Origin of the sequence: uncultured Streptococcus sp. (genome assembly GCF_905372115.1) — a bacterium.
GTDB lineage: Bacteria > Bacillota > Bacilli > Lactobacillales > Streptococcaceae > Streptococcus.
On the sequence record NZ_CAJPNR010000001.1, the window covers coordinates 21,440 to 37,655 of the forward strand.

The 16,216-nt window shown below is 43.5% G+C and carries 13 protein-coding genes; 5 read left to right on the forward strand and 8 right to left on the reverse strand.

All coding sequences use genetic code 11. The features are described 5' to 3' along the window. Positions 1-15: 15 nt before the first annotated feature. Entirely contained in the window at positions 16-870 is an 855-nt protein-coding gene (locus QZ169_RS00110; protein ID WP_295503970.1) for a LysR family transcriptional regulator, read from the reverse strand. Between the two features lie 113 nt (positions 871-983). Between QZ169_RS00110 and QZ169_RS00115 the strand changes: the two genes are divergently transcribed. After that, the gene (locus tag QZ169_RS00115; protein WP_295503972.1) at positions 984-1,838 is read left to right on the forward strand and encodes an aldo/keto reductase; all 855 of its coding nucleotides are present in this window, start codon (positions 984-986) and stop codon (positions 1,836-1,838) included. A gap of 99 nt (positions 1,839-1,937) precedes the next feature. Here QZ169_RS00115 and QZ169_RS00120 read toward each other — a convergent pair whose 3' ends face one another. Genes QZ169_RS00120 through QZ169_RS00130 form a run of 3 tightly spaced genes read right to left on the reverse strand, consistent with a single transcriptional unit; the run spans position 1,938 to position 4,280 of the window. Continuing rightward, positions 1,938-2,342, reverse strand: a complete 405-nt coding sequence (locus QZ169_RS00120; protein ID WP_295503974.1) for a hypothetical protein — start codon at positions 2,340-2,342, stop codon at positions 1,938-1,940. Then, a complete protein-coding gene (locus QZ169_RS00125) occupies positions 2,323-3,234 on the reverse strand; it encodes a phosphodiester glycosidase family protein (RefSeq protein WP_295503976.1) in 912 nt (303 codons plus the stop codon). Before QZ169_RS00125 ends, QZ169_RS00120 begins: the two co-directional genes overlap by 20 nt. Next, entirely contained in the window at positions 3,231-4,280 is a 1,050-nt protein-coding gene (locus QZ169_RS00130; RefSeq protein WP_295503978.1) for a bifunctional glycosyltransferase family 2/GtrA family protein, read from the reverse strand. The genes QZ169_RS00125 and QZ169_RS00130 overlap by 4 nt, the downstream gene beginning before the upstream one ends. A 362-nt stretch (positions 4,281-4,642) precedes the next feature. Between QZ169_RS00130 and QZ169_RS00135 the strand changes: the two genes are divergently transcribed. Continuing rightward, positions 4,643-7,852, forward strand: coding sequence for a DNA/RNA non-specific endonuclease (locus tag QZ169_RS00135; protein WP_295503981.1), 3,210 nt, complete (start codon positions 4,643-4,645; stop codon positions 7,850-7,852). A gap of 1 nt (position 7,853) precedes the next feature. Further along, entirely contained in the window at positions 7,854-8,339 is a 486-nt protein-coding gene (locus tag QZ169_RS00140) for an immunity protein YezG family protein (RefSeq protein WP_295503983.1), read from the forward strand. Positions 8,340-8,526: 187 nt separating this feature from the next. Here QZ169_RS00140 and QZ169_RS00145 read toward each other — a convergent pair whose 3' ends face one another. Then, positions 8,527-9,348 (reverse strand): PrsW family intramembrane metalloprotease, encoded by an 822-nt coding sequence (locus QZ169_RS00145; RefSeq protein WP_295503985.1) that lies wholly within the window; start codon positions 9,346-9,348, stop codon positions 8,527-8,529. Positions 9,349-9,508: 160 nt separating this feature from the next. On the opposite strand from QZ169_RS00145, the gene QZ169_RS00150 reads away from it, so the two are divergent. Continuing rightward, positions 9,509-12,565: an AAA family ATPase gene (locus tag QZ169_RS00150; RefSeq protein ID WP_295503986.1), complete on the forward strand. Its 3,057-nt coding sequence runs from the start codon at positions 9,509-9,511 to the stop codon at positions 12,563-12,565. Between the two features lie 61 nt (positions 12,566-12,626). On the opposite strand, the gene hutG is transcribed toward QZ169_RS00150, so the two are convergent. Together hutG and QZ169_RS00160 are read right to left on the reverse strand one after the other, a co-directional pair. Then, positions 12,627-13,616, reverse strand: coding sequence for a formimidoylglutamase (hutG, locus tag QZ169_RS00155; protein ID WP_367113030.1), 990 nt, complete (start codon positions 13,614-13,616; stop codon positions 12,627-12,629). A gap of 107 nt (positions 13,617-13,723) precedes the next feature. Continuing rightward, complete coding sequence (locus QZ169_RS00160) at positions 13,724-14,236, reverse strand: hypothetical protein (protein ID WP_295503990.1); 513 nt, start codon at positions 14,234-14,236, stop codon at positions 13,724-13,726. 61 nt (positions 14,237-14,297) lie between these two features. Here QZ169_RS00160 and QZ169_RS00165 point away from each other — a divergent pair, with 61 nt between their 5' ends. Then, a complete protein-coding gene (locus QZ169_RS00165) occupies positions 14,298-14,504 on the forward strand; it encodes a hypothetical protein (RefSeq protein ID WP_295503992.1) in 207 nt (68 codons plus the stop codon). A 158-nt stretch (positions 14,505-14,662) separates the two neighbouring features. On the opposite strand, the gene hutH is transcribed toward QZ169_RS00165, so the two are convergent. Next, a complete protein-coding gene (gene hutH, locus QZ169_RS00170) occupies positions 14,663-16,204 on the reverse strand; it encodes a histidine ammonia-lyase (RefSeq protein WP_295503994.1) in 1,542 nt (513 codons plus the stop codon). Between the last annotated feature and the right edge of the window lie 12 nt (positions 16,205-16,216).

The following is a 16,216-nucleotide window of genomic DNA, read 5'->3' on the forward strand; positions in this document are numbered from 1 at the left end:
TTTTTGTAGCTATTGTTAAAAAAATTTTGGCCACTGGTTTTTGAGCTTCTTTGCTAGAGAAATAATCTTGTCCCTTTCTTCGATACGGTACACAATATAGAAATCCAAGTTTGCTTCTGGGTCTTGAATTGGCAAAAGCTGGCGGCGCTGTGTTGCTAGAGTTTTAACATCAATACTGAGGTTGGTTCCAAAATGCGGAAAGTTTGTATGGTCAAGAATTTCATGAAAGGCTTCTCGATCACGCTGATAGAGAAATTTTGAGTGGGGCATTTTTTTCTGGATAATATCACTCCAAATGCCGATATTTTCAAGGAGAATGAAGCTCACTCCATCCATCTCAGCGAAAGTGCTGCTCTTCTTATCAGAAGAAATAGTAAGAGTATCAACTAGAAAGGCCAGCTTTTCTCTTCCTAAATAGAGAGATTCCAGTGCTTGGCTATGGATTTCTTGATTGGAGATGATAGTGTCAAATTCCAACTGCTCTAGTCCATGCTCTATAGAGGAAATGGAAATATTGTCTGGGGAAATATCAAATATTTCCTCGGAAAAGCGTTGAAGAAACAAGCGAGGGCCGGGTTCAGTAGCGGCAATTTTCAGCATGGAGTTTTTGGAGTTAAATTGCTGAATTTTTTGGACAAAGTCGTCCTCGGCTTGCAGCAGCTTTTTTGCCTCTTGGACTGCTAAGAGTCCAGTTTCAGTCAGCTCAATTTTATTTGGTTTGCGGTCAAAAAGGACAACTTCTAACTCTTCTTCTAACTTTCGCATTCCTCGAGTAACGGTCGGTTGAGTGATTAAGAGCTGTTCGGCAACTTCTGCTAGGGTTCCGTATTGTTCAAATGCGATGAGTTGCTCTAATAACTGTCGGTTCATATCCACCTCCATGAGTATTCGCTATCTGTATACTATCATACAAAAGAAGTAATTTTCAAGTGGCAAGGTTGGGAGTATAATATGGTTAGCAATTAAAGAATGGAGACAAAAAGATGAATTATACAACTTTAAATAATGGAGTTCAAATGCCGATGGTTGGCTTTGGAGTATTCCAAATTCGTGATGAAGAAACTACTCAAAAGGTTGTAGAAGAAGCGATTGAGGTAGGTTATCGTCTAATTGACACAGCTCAATCTTATGGAAATGAAGAAGCCGTCGGAAAAGCAATCAAATCCTCTGGCGTGCCCCGAGAGGACTTATTTATAACAAGCAAGCTTTGGATTTCGGATATGAGTTATGAAGGTGCAAAAAAAGCTTTTGCCGAATCACTGTCTAAACTAGATTTAGACTATGTAGATCTCTATTTGCTTCATCAGCCAGTAGGAGATACATTTGGTGCATGGAGGGCTTTGGAAGAGCTCTACAAGGAAGGGAAAATCCGTGCCATTGGTGTTTCTAACTTTAAGCCAGATCAAATAGCTAATCTCTCCCTCTTCAACGAAATAACGCCTGCTGTTAATCAAATTGAGCTACATGTTTTCCACCAAAAAGAAGCTGAAGTGGCGTATCTAGCTGAGAAAGGAATTCAGACTGAGAGTTGGGGAGCTTTTGCGGAAGCTAAGTTTGATGTCTTTACAAATCCGGTGCTAATGGAGATTGCTGCAAAACATGGTAAAACAACTGCTCAGGTTATGTTACGTTGGCAGCTGCAACGAGGAATTGTATCTTTGTCTAAGTCTGCGACTTTAGAGCGTATTCGCCAAAATTTTGATATTTTTAATTTTGAATTGACAGAAGCTGATATGGAAGAAATTGCAACTATAAATAAGGATGCAACAGTATTCGCAGAGCACAATGAGGCTAGTACAGTCGAACTCCTAGCAGGCTTTATTGGAAAAACGTTTTGAGAAAAGGTAGAAATTTATAAAAATAGTAGCACTAAGCAGAAAAAACTAGCTTCAGAATTATTTCTGGAACTAGTTTTTTGTAAATATTTTTATTGAGATTTAAGTCTCTTTTGTCCACACACTTCGAGTAAAGACCATGGAGAGTAGCGCCAGAGCCACAAAGGCTGTTCCTAGGTACCAGTAGGGCTGATCCAGGGTCGTGGAGCGACCAGATAGGTTGACGATGCCACGGAAGAGCATGCCGGCTGTCATGATGGCTACTGCTGAGTTCCAGAGATTGAGGCTGAGCCGAGAGAGATTAGGGATGACCTTCATAAAGAGCAGGAGGAGGATGCCGCCCGCTAGAGGAACGGCAAAGAGATAGTGCATGTGGCTAGATGTTTCGCCGAAACTGAAGGATTCATAGATTCTGCTGAAAGCAAAGAAGAAAATAGTTAATAGTGCGTAGATAAGGGCCGTTTTTCTAAAACGTTTTTTGCTGGGATTAGTAACCGATGTAGACAATATCACTCACCGACCTTTCTGAGATAGTATTTCCGTTGGTTGTAGGCTTGTTAATGACCTGACCGTTAAAGTAAAGTGTAGAGGAGCCGCCACCATCAAGGTTGTAGGCAGTCTTGACGCCGTAAGATTTCATGATTTCGGCCATCTGGTAGAGGGAAAGTCCCTCGCTTTCTGAGGTGCGTCCGTCTGAAACGATGATGATGTAGTGGTTTTCATCAATGATACCGATAGCTGTCCGTGGATTGGAAGACATGGACTGGCCGACTTCGGAGTTGGTATCAACGACAATTTCACCATTTTCTACAAGAGATGGGCCGAAGGCCAAGAGATTAAGCACACCGTCTTTGACCAGTTGATCAGCAGAGACTTGGTCTTCATAGATAATCTTGAAGGAGCCGTCTTTGTAAATGGCTAAATCACCATTGCTGGAGTCTTCTCGGACAGTATCGCGGTATACGACGCCATTGCGGATGACATAGCCAGTCGTATTGGCTCCATAGTAGTCGCCGTTAATCGCTAGGATAGCATTGTTGTTGGCGGCCGTTTCCGAGGTCTTTGCTGTGACATTGTTTCCGTAGGTATTTTGGGCAAAGGCCGTTTTCAGGTATTCTGATGAGCTGACGGTCACATCAGCCATGTAGACTTGGGTGTTGCTGACGGTCTTTTCAGTCAGTGTGACCGAGATGTTGTCGTCTGAATAGCTGGTATCCGTCACTGTCGCTGTTTCCGCAGCCTTGCTGGCAGCCTCGGCATTGGACGACGAACTTGTGCTTGAAACCGTGGAAATGGTCTCTGCGATGACAAAGGTTTTCAGCATGGAGTAGCTGAAGGAAGCTGTCAGAAGCAGCCCGAAAATGGAGGCGTAGGCATAGCGTTTCTTTAAAAATTTCATGATGCGGTGTGTGTCCTTTCCTTAAAAATAAATCTCTTTTGGACCATCCAAGAGACGGTGAAGAGCAAGATGCCGACAATGATTTTGACAATCAGAAGATTGAGCCCAAAGACAGCGTAGAAGAGGCGAATCAGCAGTGTGTCTAGGATAAAGAGCACTACAGCTAGGCTGAAATAGCCAGTTCCTGTCTTGAGTATACTATCGTCGTTCTTAAAGACCAGCTTTTTATTGGTCGAATAGTTAAAGATTGAGCTGGTCACGCGGGCAATCCCATTAGCTAAAAGAATTCTCAGGCTGGTCGGCACAGCGGCTAAAAACAAGAGAGCCAGTGCATAGACGATGTAGTCGACGACGAAACTGCTGAGAGAAGTCAGGGCAAATTTGAAAATATTTTTATAAATCATGAGTCCATCCCGAATCGGCCGGAAGTGGGAGCCTTGATTGTCATTGATATAGACCGTCTCAATGGGAACTTCCAAAATGGGATATTCCTTGCTGGCTTCTAGGAGCATGTTCATTTCATACTCATAGCGCTGCCCCTCTACCTTTAGCATAAATGGAATCATGTTGGTCGTAAAGGCTCGTAAGCCTGTCTGAGTATCGGAAACATCCACCCCAGTCTGAAGCTTGAAAAGAGCCCGAGTCAGACTATTGCCGAAGAGGCTGCGCAGAGGCACCTTGCCAGTAAAGGCGCGTGCTCCCAGAATCAACTGATTGGGATTTTCAGAAGCTTTGGCCGCTACGCGGAAAATATCCCAGACCTTGTGCTGGCCATCTGCGTCTGCTGTTACCACCGTTCCGTATATTTTCAGTGCTTGGATAAAGGTAAAAGCAGTTTTCAGCGCTTGTCCCTTGCCTTGATTGACCTGATGACGGAGCACGGTCGCGTACTGCTCCGCCTGCTCAAAGACTATCTGGCATTTGGAAGAGCTGCCGTCATCGATAACAATGATATGAAAATCACTCTTATGGTGAATTTTTTTAATCAGCTTAATAAGATTATAATCCGGCTCATAGGCCGGAATCACTAGATAATCCATATCCATACCTCTTTCTTAGATGATTTTTAGAAAGTATACAGACTGCGGCTTAAAAGTTCCTGATATAAGTTAGTTTTAAGAAAATGTTAACATTTCTTTAAGGAAAGAGCATGGGGAAAATAGGATAGAAATGCCGATGGGGATAGAGTTGGATGATGCATAACTATCTTAAATGAGTCTTAAAAATTAGGAAAATAAATATGAAGATAATCCAACTTTTTATTAAAAAACTATAACATTGTACCAAAAATATTAACAGTATAAGAAATATGCGTTATAATATTAACGGTATTACATTATAGAAAGGTTGTCTTATGAAAAAATCATTTCGTAAAGTTGTTATAGCTTCGGCTGTCATACTGAGTGCGATGGCTTTTCAACCTCATGAGGTAAAAGCTTTCGATTTTGGCGGAGGTTTTAGTAGTTCTAGTTTTGGAAGTTCTTTCTCAGCCTCTGATTATGCGCCAATCAGTTCTAATTCTAGTTCAAGCTTAAGCAACATCAGCACAAGCGACTACCGTCCGATTAGTACACCATCGGTAAGTGAAAGTGTCAGCAATGTTAGTTCGAGCGACTATCGTCCGATTAGCACACCGTCGGTAAGCGAAAGTGTTAGCAACGTTAGTTCAAGTGACTATCAGCCAATTAGTACACCGTCGGTAAGCGAAAGTGTCAGCAATGTTAGTTCGGGTGACTATCGTCCGATTAGTACACCATCGGTAAGTGAAAGTGCCAGCAATGTTAGTTCGAGCGACTACCGTCCAATTAGCACACCGTCGGTAAGCGAAAGTACTAGCAGTGTTAGTTCGAGCGACTACCGTCCAATTAGCACATCGTCGACAAGTGAAAGTGTCAGCAACGTTAGTTCGAGCGACTATCGTCCGATTAGTACACCATCGGTAAGCGAAAGTGCTAGCAGTGTTAGTTCGAGCGACTATCGTCCGATTAGTACACCATCAGTAAGCGAGGACGCTAGCAATATCAAACCTAGCGATTACAAACCAATCAGCGATTCATCTGCAAGTGCTTCAGACAGCTTGGCGGATTCTGTTGATTATAAGGCGATTGCTGGTAAAGATGATACTGTAACGACAGACAGTCTTGCTAAAAAAGGTAAAGATGATGCCTTGAAAATGGCTGATTCCAAAGTAGATCAATCTGAAACAGACGCTTTGGGTGCAGTAGATGTTACCGAAAAGGCTTTGGAGTCTGCCAATGCTGGAACTCAAAAAGCAAGCACAGGCAGTAGCCGCTATAACTTAGCTGTCTCACCGGAAGTTGAAACGGCTTTAGATTCCTTGTCAGAAGAACATAGAAATCAGTTTATTAAAGCGCTGAAAGACTATGGTTATGGTCTGAATAATTCTGAAACGTCGGCTACCACGACTCCAGAGGATAGTTTAAGCTCAACTTCCTCAAGTAACAAGGGAAAGTTAGATTTTACTCCTTATGGTCAGTCTACTCTCACCGATAGCCAAGGTCAGCCTACATCGGCTTATCAAGACTTGTTGGATCTTGCAAATAGTAAAGAAAGTCAGCCTCTATTTAATCAATCCGCAAGTAATGACTATCAGATCAAGAAAGGTGATAGCTTAGCTAAAATCGGCAATCTCCATTATCCAGATGATAAGGAAAAAGCAGCAGCAGCTTCTATGCTGGCTCTTCAGGATTTGCATGGGCAGAATAAGCTGAACATCAATAATAAACAAAATCGTATTAATCTGACACCTGGTGATAAGGTCAATGTAGATTTATCTAACTATACATCAGAAGAAATCAGTGCATTAGCCAAAGGATTTAACAAAATCCAGTCGGCAGAAAATAAAATTGATACTTTCCGTCAGGCCCAAGAAGAAGCTAAGGCCTTGGCACGAGCTCAAGAAAGACAAAACAGAGCTTCTCAAGCAAGGAAAATCTGGCAGGAACAACCAACAAACGCTACTTCCAAACTAAGCGATTTGCTCCAGCAAAATACTGATTCATCCAGTGAAAGCAAAAGTCAAAAGATTGCTAAAGGATGGGCAAACCTGAGCGCACCTACGAAACCGAACCGATTTGGTCAGCCAAATTATCAAGCGGGTTACCAAGAGGTAAAAATTCGTCCAACAACTCTAGAAGAGGTAAGGCCGGGTGCACTCAGTCAATTTGTCAATAAATACCTTCTTGCAGATCCTAGTGCTTCGAATAAATATTTAGCCGAAACGAAGGTATTGCCAAAGGATTTTAGTCTAGATGCATTTGAAAAAAGATCCAAAATTAGCCATGAAGCTGGGAAAGCAGCCTTTAAGGAATATTATAATGATGCTGTTACTGGACTAGCTTCTTTGGCCGATTTAAGCTTTGATGGAATGAAAACTACGGCTCATAAGGCTGGGTTAGTCAATCTATCTAAAGATGAATTGAACGAAATTTATAATCGCGATTCTGCTGTATGGCAAGGGATTATTGATAAATGGGATTCAACCTCTGCACCAGAGATGTTATTAGGAGTAAGCAGATATGTAATGAATCTTGCGAGTCAATTATCTCCTGGCTCCCGCGAAATTAACTCTATTTCAAATTTCATGGCCGGAGACGGTTTGGCTCAAAAAAATCAGCTTAAAACTACCTTGGAAGCGGCCGAGTTTGCCTTACCAGCGTCGAAAGCATCTATAGCTGGAAAAATTGCAAAAAATGGCGTTGGTAGTGCGGCACATGCCATTGCTTCTAAAACTGGTAAAGTCTTAAATACAGCGGAAGGTTTTGGAAAGAATCTATTTGATGCTACTAAGAGTAAAGTTGATAATTTTGGTGAAAAATGGTTCCCACAACCTTCAATGGTGACACCAGAAGGTTTAGTACTTGATGTTTCAAAACCTTCTCATTCTAAATCAGCGCCAGCTTACCTCAGTAAAAAGACTGATTCTAATCTTGGTTTAACCAATAACAAAGATGGAGTTGGAGTTAAAAACAGCCTAAATAATACTATAGATCAGGAAGTCGGTCAACAACTGGCTAAACATAGCAATGAAGTAGCTAGAGGCTTAGAAGAGACTGCTGAAACTGCTAAGAAACCTTTTAAAGAAGTTGAATATGGCGAACAATTCACCAAAGGTGTCAATGGTCGTAAGGAGCTCTTACCAAACGTTCAGTATGTGGCAGAGAATGGTTACCGCTATACGACAGACGAGTTTGGTCGTATTTCTCGTGTTGAAGTGGATGATTTGGTTCTCAAGAAAGGGAAGCGGAATGCTCATAGCCAACGTGTGGCTGGTCGAGAATACCGGATTACTGAGGCAGAGCTTAAGGCAGGCCTGGATGATGGTGGACACTTGATTGGGACTCAGTTTAATGGCTCAGGTGATCTAGATAACCTTGTCGCTATGAACCGTGAAATCAACCGTTCTGGTGGAACTTGGTATAATATGGAGGAAGAATGGGCGAGTGCACTTAAGGAAGTGCCGCCTAGAAAAGTCACAGTAGACATCCAACCAGTCTACTCAGGTAAGTCATTGAGACCGGATTCATTTAAGGTAATCTATGAAATTGAAGGAAAAATGCCTGAGGTTAAAACAATCTTGAATCAAATCGGAGGATAAAATGGAAGAACAAATTAACGAAAAAATTATCGAAATTGTGCATCAAGCCAACGATATGATTCCAGTTGAGTGGGATGATCTTTATATCAATTTTGAAGTAGATAGAACCTTAAGTGGAGGAATTAACTTTTTCTTTAAATACAATGGAGAGTACCATTATTTCTTTTATATTCCTCGAGATTTTGGTGTTTCTAAGTTTGAATTTTTTGAGGAGTACGATAAATTATTTGAAAAAGCTCAGGAATTAAAAAAAGTATTCATGGATCATGAATTGAGCGATTGGTCAGCGGGGTTGATTCATTTGGATGAAAATAACAAGTTATCGATAGACTTTGATTATGCACCATGGCTTGAAAGTGACTTTGGACCAAGTGCTAGAACTTCTTTTTTCCAATATAAATACTTGGGCAAGCAACCTGACAACGAAAAAGAACTAGAACAGTTCAAAGCCATGGAAGCCTTCCAGCAGGAACATAACGGAAAATAGTTTGAATGGATAGCGAGTCTGGGACAAGAGTCTCCAAAACTTGCTATCTTAACAAATTGATAATTATAATCTTAGGTAGTTTAGTAGATAAGCTTCACCACATCCTATTTGCTGAAAAATAGTATTAGATAAAGATATCTTTATGATAAGAAACCAAAAAAACGACCCTAACGGTCGTTTTTTTGCATTAATCCACTTCCAATTCTTCCTGATCAATTTTATGGGCTGTTCGGTAGGCTTGGTAAAAGATAAAGACAGCCAGAGCAGTCATAGCCGGTACGATGATTGGGACGTCCGTTTCGATAGCAGTCAGCGGTGAATTCCAGAAGAAGTGGAGAACGAAGGCTGCTAGGAAGTAGAAGAGCCCCACTCGGAAGTAGTTTTTCTGAGTCTTGGCATAGCGTAGCATGAGAGCTAGACCGAGAGTGGTTAGGGCGGTGTAGAGCCAGTGAGAGGCAACGCCGCCTGTGATGCGGCCTAGGATACCAGAGATAGTGAAGGAGAAGCCTTCGGGCAGGTCAGAGAGGATATAAGAGAAATCCTCGCTAATCTGAAAGCCCATGCCAGCTGTAATACCCAGCATCAAGAAGGATTTGAGCTTTTTGACGGGGACTAGATAGACTGCGAAGGCAACTGCCAACAGCTTGAGGGGTTCTTCAACCAGCGGAGCTGCGATAGCATTTTCTAGGTCGCTGAGCAGAGTATTTGGGAAGCTCGTGCTGACCCACTCGTGGATATAGGTGTTGGCCAAGCCAGAGGTCCAGCCAGAAATGAAAAGGCCACCTAGCAGAGCTACCCCAAGACTAAGTGCAGGCGTCTGCCATTTTTTTCCCAGTTGACGAATCAAGAGCAGGGAAGGAATGATATAGAGCAGGGCCAAGAGGGCTGATAGTCCGACAATCCCATAGGAAGTACCTGACATACTGCCAGTAGTATAGGCTTGTGTCTCGTATTCTAAGCCAATCGCGCTCAGAAGGAGAAAAATGAAAAGAACAATATTTTTCTTCATAAGTAACTTTCTAAAATTTTATTTTCATCCTAGTATAACAAAAAAATCCTAAATAAAACCAATTTAAAAACTGGAAATTAAGGACTAGTATAATACTTTACTTGCCAAACTGTCTCTTTTTGTTTATATTAGTTTTATAAGGTTTCTTGGAGGCGTTTGCATGTCGAAAAATCTGTTGAGGTTGAAATTGCTGGGAAGTCCGAGTGTCTTTCTCAATCAAGAGGAAGTCTTTTTTCCTTTTGCCAAAATCAATGCTCTGCTTTACTATCTTCATATCAATGGTGCAGTCAATAGAGAAGAGATTGCAGGAATTCTATGGGAAAATAAGGATAATCAGACCGCCAAAAAGAATCTGCGCAATACAATTTATCAGGCTAACAAGCTACTAGGTGGGGAATGGATTGTCGCTCCTAACCGGACTGTGCTGTCGCTTAATCCCGAGTGTGCGATTGAAAGTGATGTAGAACTTTTTACGGATCATCCTGCGGAGCATCTGTCTCTCTATCAGGGGGATTTTCTGCAGGGCTTCTATCTCAAGGACAGCGAGGCTTTTGATTACTGGGTGTCTAAGATGCGGACGCGATATGAGCAGATTTATATCCAAGCCTGCTACCAACAGCTGGAAACAGAAAAAGATCATCTGGATTTGGAAGAGGCTGAGCGGAATTTGCGCCGTTTGATCAGCATTGATGAGTTTGATGAGAAGAACTACCATCTGCTCATGAAGCTCTATCAGGATAATGATCGGCCAGGTAAGGTGATAGAGACCTACTACAAATTGGTCAATATTTTAGATAAGGAACTGGGCATTAGTCCTACGGAACCTATCCAGCAACTATATCATGAGGTGCTTGCCAAGGACCGTAGCGAGCGCAAGACCAAGCAGTTTCTGCGCAATACGGATCACTTTTTCGGGCGGGTCGATGAAATCAAGCGCTTGGAATCTTATTTCTCTAAAGTGATAGAGACTCAGGAGGCGCGTGCTCTGGTTCTAGTCGGTGGTACTGGTATCGGAAAGCGGACAGTGACTCGTCAAGTACTGGCCAATCAGACCAAGTATTTCCAGATTGTCATGGCCGAGTGCTTCAAGGAAGAGATGAAGACAGAACTCCAGCCTTGGCGCGGTTTGCTGGACGGCCTGGGGGACTTGGTTATTCAGCACCAGATTCTCTCTATCAGTCAGTGGCAGGTCATCTTGGAGAGTTATTTTCCCATTTTGACAGGCGGCACTTCTGGTCGTCAGTTGGATGCGGACAAGCTGGCTCAGTTTGTGGTAGATATTCTGCAGAAGATTTCTAAGAAAAAAGCTTTGATAATCTTGATTGAGGACTGTCACTGGATGGATAAGTCCAGCGTTGCTGTCCTAGAGCAAGTTATGAATCATTTGACTGGCTATCCTGTGGCCTTTGTGCTGACCAAGCATCTGAGCACTCCTTCTTATTTGGAACATTTTTTCAATCACCTGCTGGTACGCAATAAGCTGGGCTTTATCGAGCTGCAGCCGCTGAATTTTAAGGATAGTACAGCTTACTTGCAAGCCCAGACAGGTCAGTTAGCCATATCTGAAGCAAGCCTTGAGGATATTTATCGGGTTAGTCAAGGTATCCCTTTCTTTCTGTCGGAATATGCTGAGCAGCTTCTGCGAGGAGAGAAGTTTCATCCGCTGACTCCGGCCATCAAGGCCAAGCTGTCCTTGAAGCTGGATTACCTGAGCAGTCAAGAAGAGGAGTTGGTGGACTATCTGGCCTGCTTTAGGGCTCCTGCGTCGGTTTCGCTCTTGGCTAGGCTACTAGGTTTGCCGATGGAAGAAGTGGTCGAAATCACTGAGGAGTTTGGACAGAAGCAGCTCTTGATGGAAGAGGAGCAGGGCGAGGACTTGGTAGTGCGATTCAGCCAGGAACTTTTGAGAATCTACGCCTATGAGCGCCTGTCACTTGCCAAGAAGCGAATGCTGCATCACCAGATTGCCCAAGGCATGGAAGACCAGCTGGGAGACTCTCTCTATCATGCTCAGCTGCTCAATGAAATCGCCTATCACTACAAGCTGTCCAAGCAGCCAATTAAGTCTCTGGAGTACGAACTGCATTATCTTGAAGCTACCCTGCAGTTTCATCACGAGCTCTTTCCGATTTATTCACGGGAGTTTGGCTTTATCGAAAAGACGGATGATAGCAATCAGTCAGCGGTTTTAGAGCAGTTTGACCGTATCCGTCGGGAGATAGAGGGCTTAGAGAGAAAACATCAGAATCACAAGGATTTTCAGTTATTGGTTCTCCGCTTTCTCTATCTAGAAGGGCGCTATGCTATCCGGACAGGGGATTACCAGCAGGGAATGGACAATATCCAGCAGGTGATAATTTCGGCCAAGGAGCTGCAGCAGATGGATTTTCTCTTAGAAGGCTATCGGCAGATGATTTATTACTGCATCCAGACGGAGAATATCTCTGAGATGCGCTATTATACGGAGTTGGCTCTGGATGCATCGGTCCAGGCCAATAATCACGAGGCCATTGCTATCAACCTCCGGCTCAAGGGGCTCTATCATCTCATGATTGGAGATGAGGAGCAGTCGCTTCACCATCTCTACCAGTCTATTGACTGTTTCAGCCTGACGGCTTCGCTGCGTTCCAAGTACTCGATTCAGATTGCGGCGGCTCTAGACTATTTGGCGGAGATTGAGCAGATTCGCGGGAATTTCACGACTGCGCTGACCCATCAGAAGGAGGCCATTAAGTTGACGGAAAATAAAACAGCAGAGCCTTCGATTTTTGCTTTCTACATCGGCTTGGGTATGACCTATTATCAGCTGAAAGATTATGAGCAGGCGGAGCGAATTTTCCTCAAAGCTAAAACAGCCTTGAAATCTCTCAGCTTCCCTTGGAAAGAGACCCAGTTGGAAGTTTATTTGGCCTTGATTGGTTGCGAGAAGGGAGATTACCAGCCTGTGCTTGATCTGCTTCGGAAAAAGGATAGCCTCATCAGCCGCTATGGCAATCCGCGGGACAAGGGACTGATCTACTATCTGATGGCTGTGATTAAGTATCGCCTGCTGACTGGCAGCTTGCAGGAAGCAGGCTTTGAAGACTTGCTAGTTCAGGACTTTGAAACCTACTATGAAACGGCTAAGAGCCAGCTCAATCCCTACCGTGACCGGCACCAACTAAAGGAATTAGAAAACTTACGCCAAGGTCTATCTCAGGTATTAAACACAAAATAAGAGAGGATGAACATAGAGTTCATCCTCTTTTGATGTTTCTAATGAAGTTTTTAAATCCCCATTAGTCATGTGCTTGCGCCCAGACTTGGGTCAGGTAAAAGACAAAGCTGGCTGCCAGATTAGCCGTATGGTTATCTATATCATGAGGTGGTGAGACTTCGACGATGTCAAAGCCGATTAGCTTACCTGAGGCGGCGATGTGCTGGAAGACCAGGACAGCTAGATTGGGATCCACACCAAGCGACTGAATGGCACTGACACCAGGAGCGGCACCAGCTGAGAAGCAGTCAATATCAATGGTCAAATAGATCTGCTCCTTGCCAGCCAGAAAAGTATCAACCGCTTTACAGACTTCCTTGTAACCCATTTGGTAAATATCCATTCCAGTCAGAAACTGGATAGCCTTGGATTTTGCCACAAAGTCAAAGAGAAAGAGATTGTTATTATGCTCCTGAATTCCTAGGATAAGGTAGTTAAAGGCCTGCTTCTGAGCTAGAGTGTCATCAAACATCTGGCGAAAACCGGTACCAGAGTTGGGACCAGTCTGGTCATAGGGACGCAAATCAAAGTGGGCATCCATATTGATAACGGCCAAGTCTTGGTCAGGAGCTAGTGACGACTTAAGTCCCAGATAGTGGCCGTAGGCTGTTTCGTGGCCACCCCCTAGGACAATAGGTCGGAGATTGAGCTCTCGCAGGCGTTTGACTGCTCGAGCCAAGCTTTGTTGCAACTGCTCTAGAGAGCGGTTAGGGCCGTCAATATCGCCAACATCAAAGATGCGAACGTTTCTGCCCAGATGCCAAGGAAGTTTGGCCAGCTGAGTTCGGATAGCTTGTGGCCCTTCGACAGCCCCTACTCGGCCGTGGTTGATATAAACCCCTTTGTCACTCTTGAAGCCAATTAAAGCAAAGTTGACCCCGTCAAAGGGTTTTAAGTTAGGGTCATTTAAGTCCAAAAACTCAATAACCATCCCCCATTTGGCAGCATATAAATCATCATCTAGTCTCTTATGATAATAGCTGTTATCTAGCTGATAGTAATCTTCTAACATGATTTTGTCCTTTTCCATAACGATACTTGCGACTTTATTATAAGAGTTTCCACAAAGCCTGTCAATGACTTTTGGCGGGAAAAGTACTCTAACGGATAGTGAATGTTTTATAAGAAAGATAGGATAATAGCGAGAAACAGAATAGTCCATGTAGCATAACGTATCTTAGCGTTGGACCGGTAGCTTTCAATGACCTTTGGTCTCTTTGAAAAGAAATAGGCAATATAGGCTGCAATTGAAAGGAAATAAGCATACGGGGTTAATTCAGGGTTAAGGACTAAGGTGTTTATAACTGTTGCAACAAGAGCGATTAAAGCTGTAAGCATACACCAAGCAGGTAAAAGAGAGTATTCTTTGCGATTGCGAATGTGGATAATAAACTGGACTAGAAAGCCTACCAAATAAATGATAAGAATAGAAATACAAAGATAAAAACCCAGAAGAAGGTAATCTGTTGTTTCCTTAATTTCTTTTCCTGTCCAAATGCTTATCAGAATGTTTAGCAAATCAAAGAAGAATTTTTTTAACATAAGCCAAATGAAGTAGGCCATTGTCGGTAGAGTGATGCACGCAACCGGATGCATAATTGTAAAATAGTCCACTTTAAACGCTTTTTTCATTATTACTTATCCCCTTAATTGAAGTCATTCAAGCTTCTAAAATTTTCTCTTTAGTATTGTCATGTCAATTCGGCTTCCAAACAATTGGTCTGGTCACCCATCTAGCCTCTTCTATGATGTGGAAGCACTTGGTGAGGTCTCTAGTTTGGAATCTAAAATGCCGGATTGGGGAGTGCCAAAAATCTTGCTCAGTGCAGGCAACTTTACACTATTAGAAAATACCATCAAATTGCATCAGCATCGCCTTGCTGCAGGCCATTGCTGTTAGCAGTTAGTTTGAGCTTGAGTATTAAGTCTTTCTTAATGCCACTTGCGACTTTATTATAAGAGTTTCCACCAAGCCTGTCAATGGCTTTTGGCGGGAAAAGAAGCCCAGCTGAACGAGAGCGGGCTTCTTAGGTTAGCTTTTTTACAGAGTCATCAGCTTTAGAATTGAATGGTCAAGTCCACAGCCTTTTCAACTGCTGCTAGGAATTCTTCGTTTTCAATCAGCTCAGAAGCCTTGTTGAGCTCTTCGTAGATTTCGATGTCCTTATCAAACTCGATAAAGCGGACATGCTGACGGAAGAGGTCGTAGGCTGGCTTGGTTCCTTTACCAAGTTCATGGTTTTCTGGTTTCAGATCCAGAGCTTGGCAGGCTGCCATGATTTCTGTTGCTACGATGCGGCGAGAATTCTTGAGAATTTCAGCTGCCTTGCGTGCTGCGGTTGTTCCCATGCTGACAAAATCTTCTTGGTTTTCACAAGATGGGATAGAGTCTACGCTGGCTGGATGAGACAAGACCTTGTTCTCAGAAGCAAGCGAAGCACAAGCATACTGGGTAATCATAAAGCCAGAGTTGAGTCCTGGGTGTTTGACCAAGAAGGATGGTAGCTTGCTCAGTTGGCTGTTGACCAGACGTTCCACACGACGCTCGGATACATTACCGATTTCAGAAATAGCGATGCCGAGGAAGTCAAATGGCTGAGCCATTGGTTCACCGTGGAAGTTACCGCCTGAGATAACATGGCCTTCTTTGGTGATGATAGGGTTGTCTGTAACAGAGTTGATTTCAATCTCAACCTTGGTCTTGACATAAGCGATAGAGTCCTTGCTGGCACCATGAATCTGCGGAATACAACGCAGGGTGTAAGGATCTTGGACCCGCTGTTGTGTTGCTACAGTTGTGTTGCCACTGCCTTCCAGCAGGTTGCGGATATTGCGGGCTGTAGCCAGCTGTCCGCTCTGAGGTCGGATGGTATGTAAGTCTTCTTCAAATGGACTGGTAATACCATTGTGGACTTCCATGGAAAGAGCGCCAGCGACATCTGATAGTTTAAGCAGCTGGATAGCATCGTAGGTAGCCAGAGCTCCGATACCTGTCAGGACAGTCGTTCCGTTAATCAGTGCAAGTCCTTCCTTGGCTGCTAGATCGATTCTCTCGATGCCGGCTTTGTCTAAAGCTTCTTGTCCAGAGAGCAATTCACCTTGATAGTAAGCACGGCCCAGTCCTAACATAGGCAGAACCATGTGAGCCAGCGGTGCTAAGTCACCAGAGGCACCGAGGGATCCCTTTTCTGGAATGTAAGGGATAACGCCTTTATTGAGTAATTCCAGGAGCTTTTCGACAGTAGAGAGACGGATACCAGAATAGCCCTTGACCAAGGAATTAATCCGGATTAGCATGATAGCACGGACGGCATCTTCTGGCAGGGGATCACCATAGCCTGAGGAGTGCGTACGGATGAGGTTTTCTTGCAGTTGAGTCGTATCTTCTGGTGAGATGCTGACATTGCAGAGAGAGCCAAATCCAGTTGTAACACCGTAGACCACCCGCTTTTCGCGGACGATGTCATCTACGATTTTACGAGAAGCCTCCACAGCTTCCTTTGCTTCTTGGACAATTTCGCAGGTGGCTCCATGTCGGGCTACTGCGATAACATCTTCAAGTGTTAGACTGTTTCCGTCTAAGTGAATCAATTTTGACATATAGAATCCTCC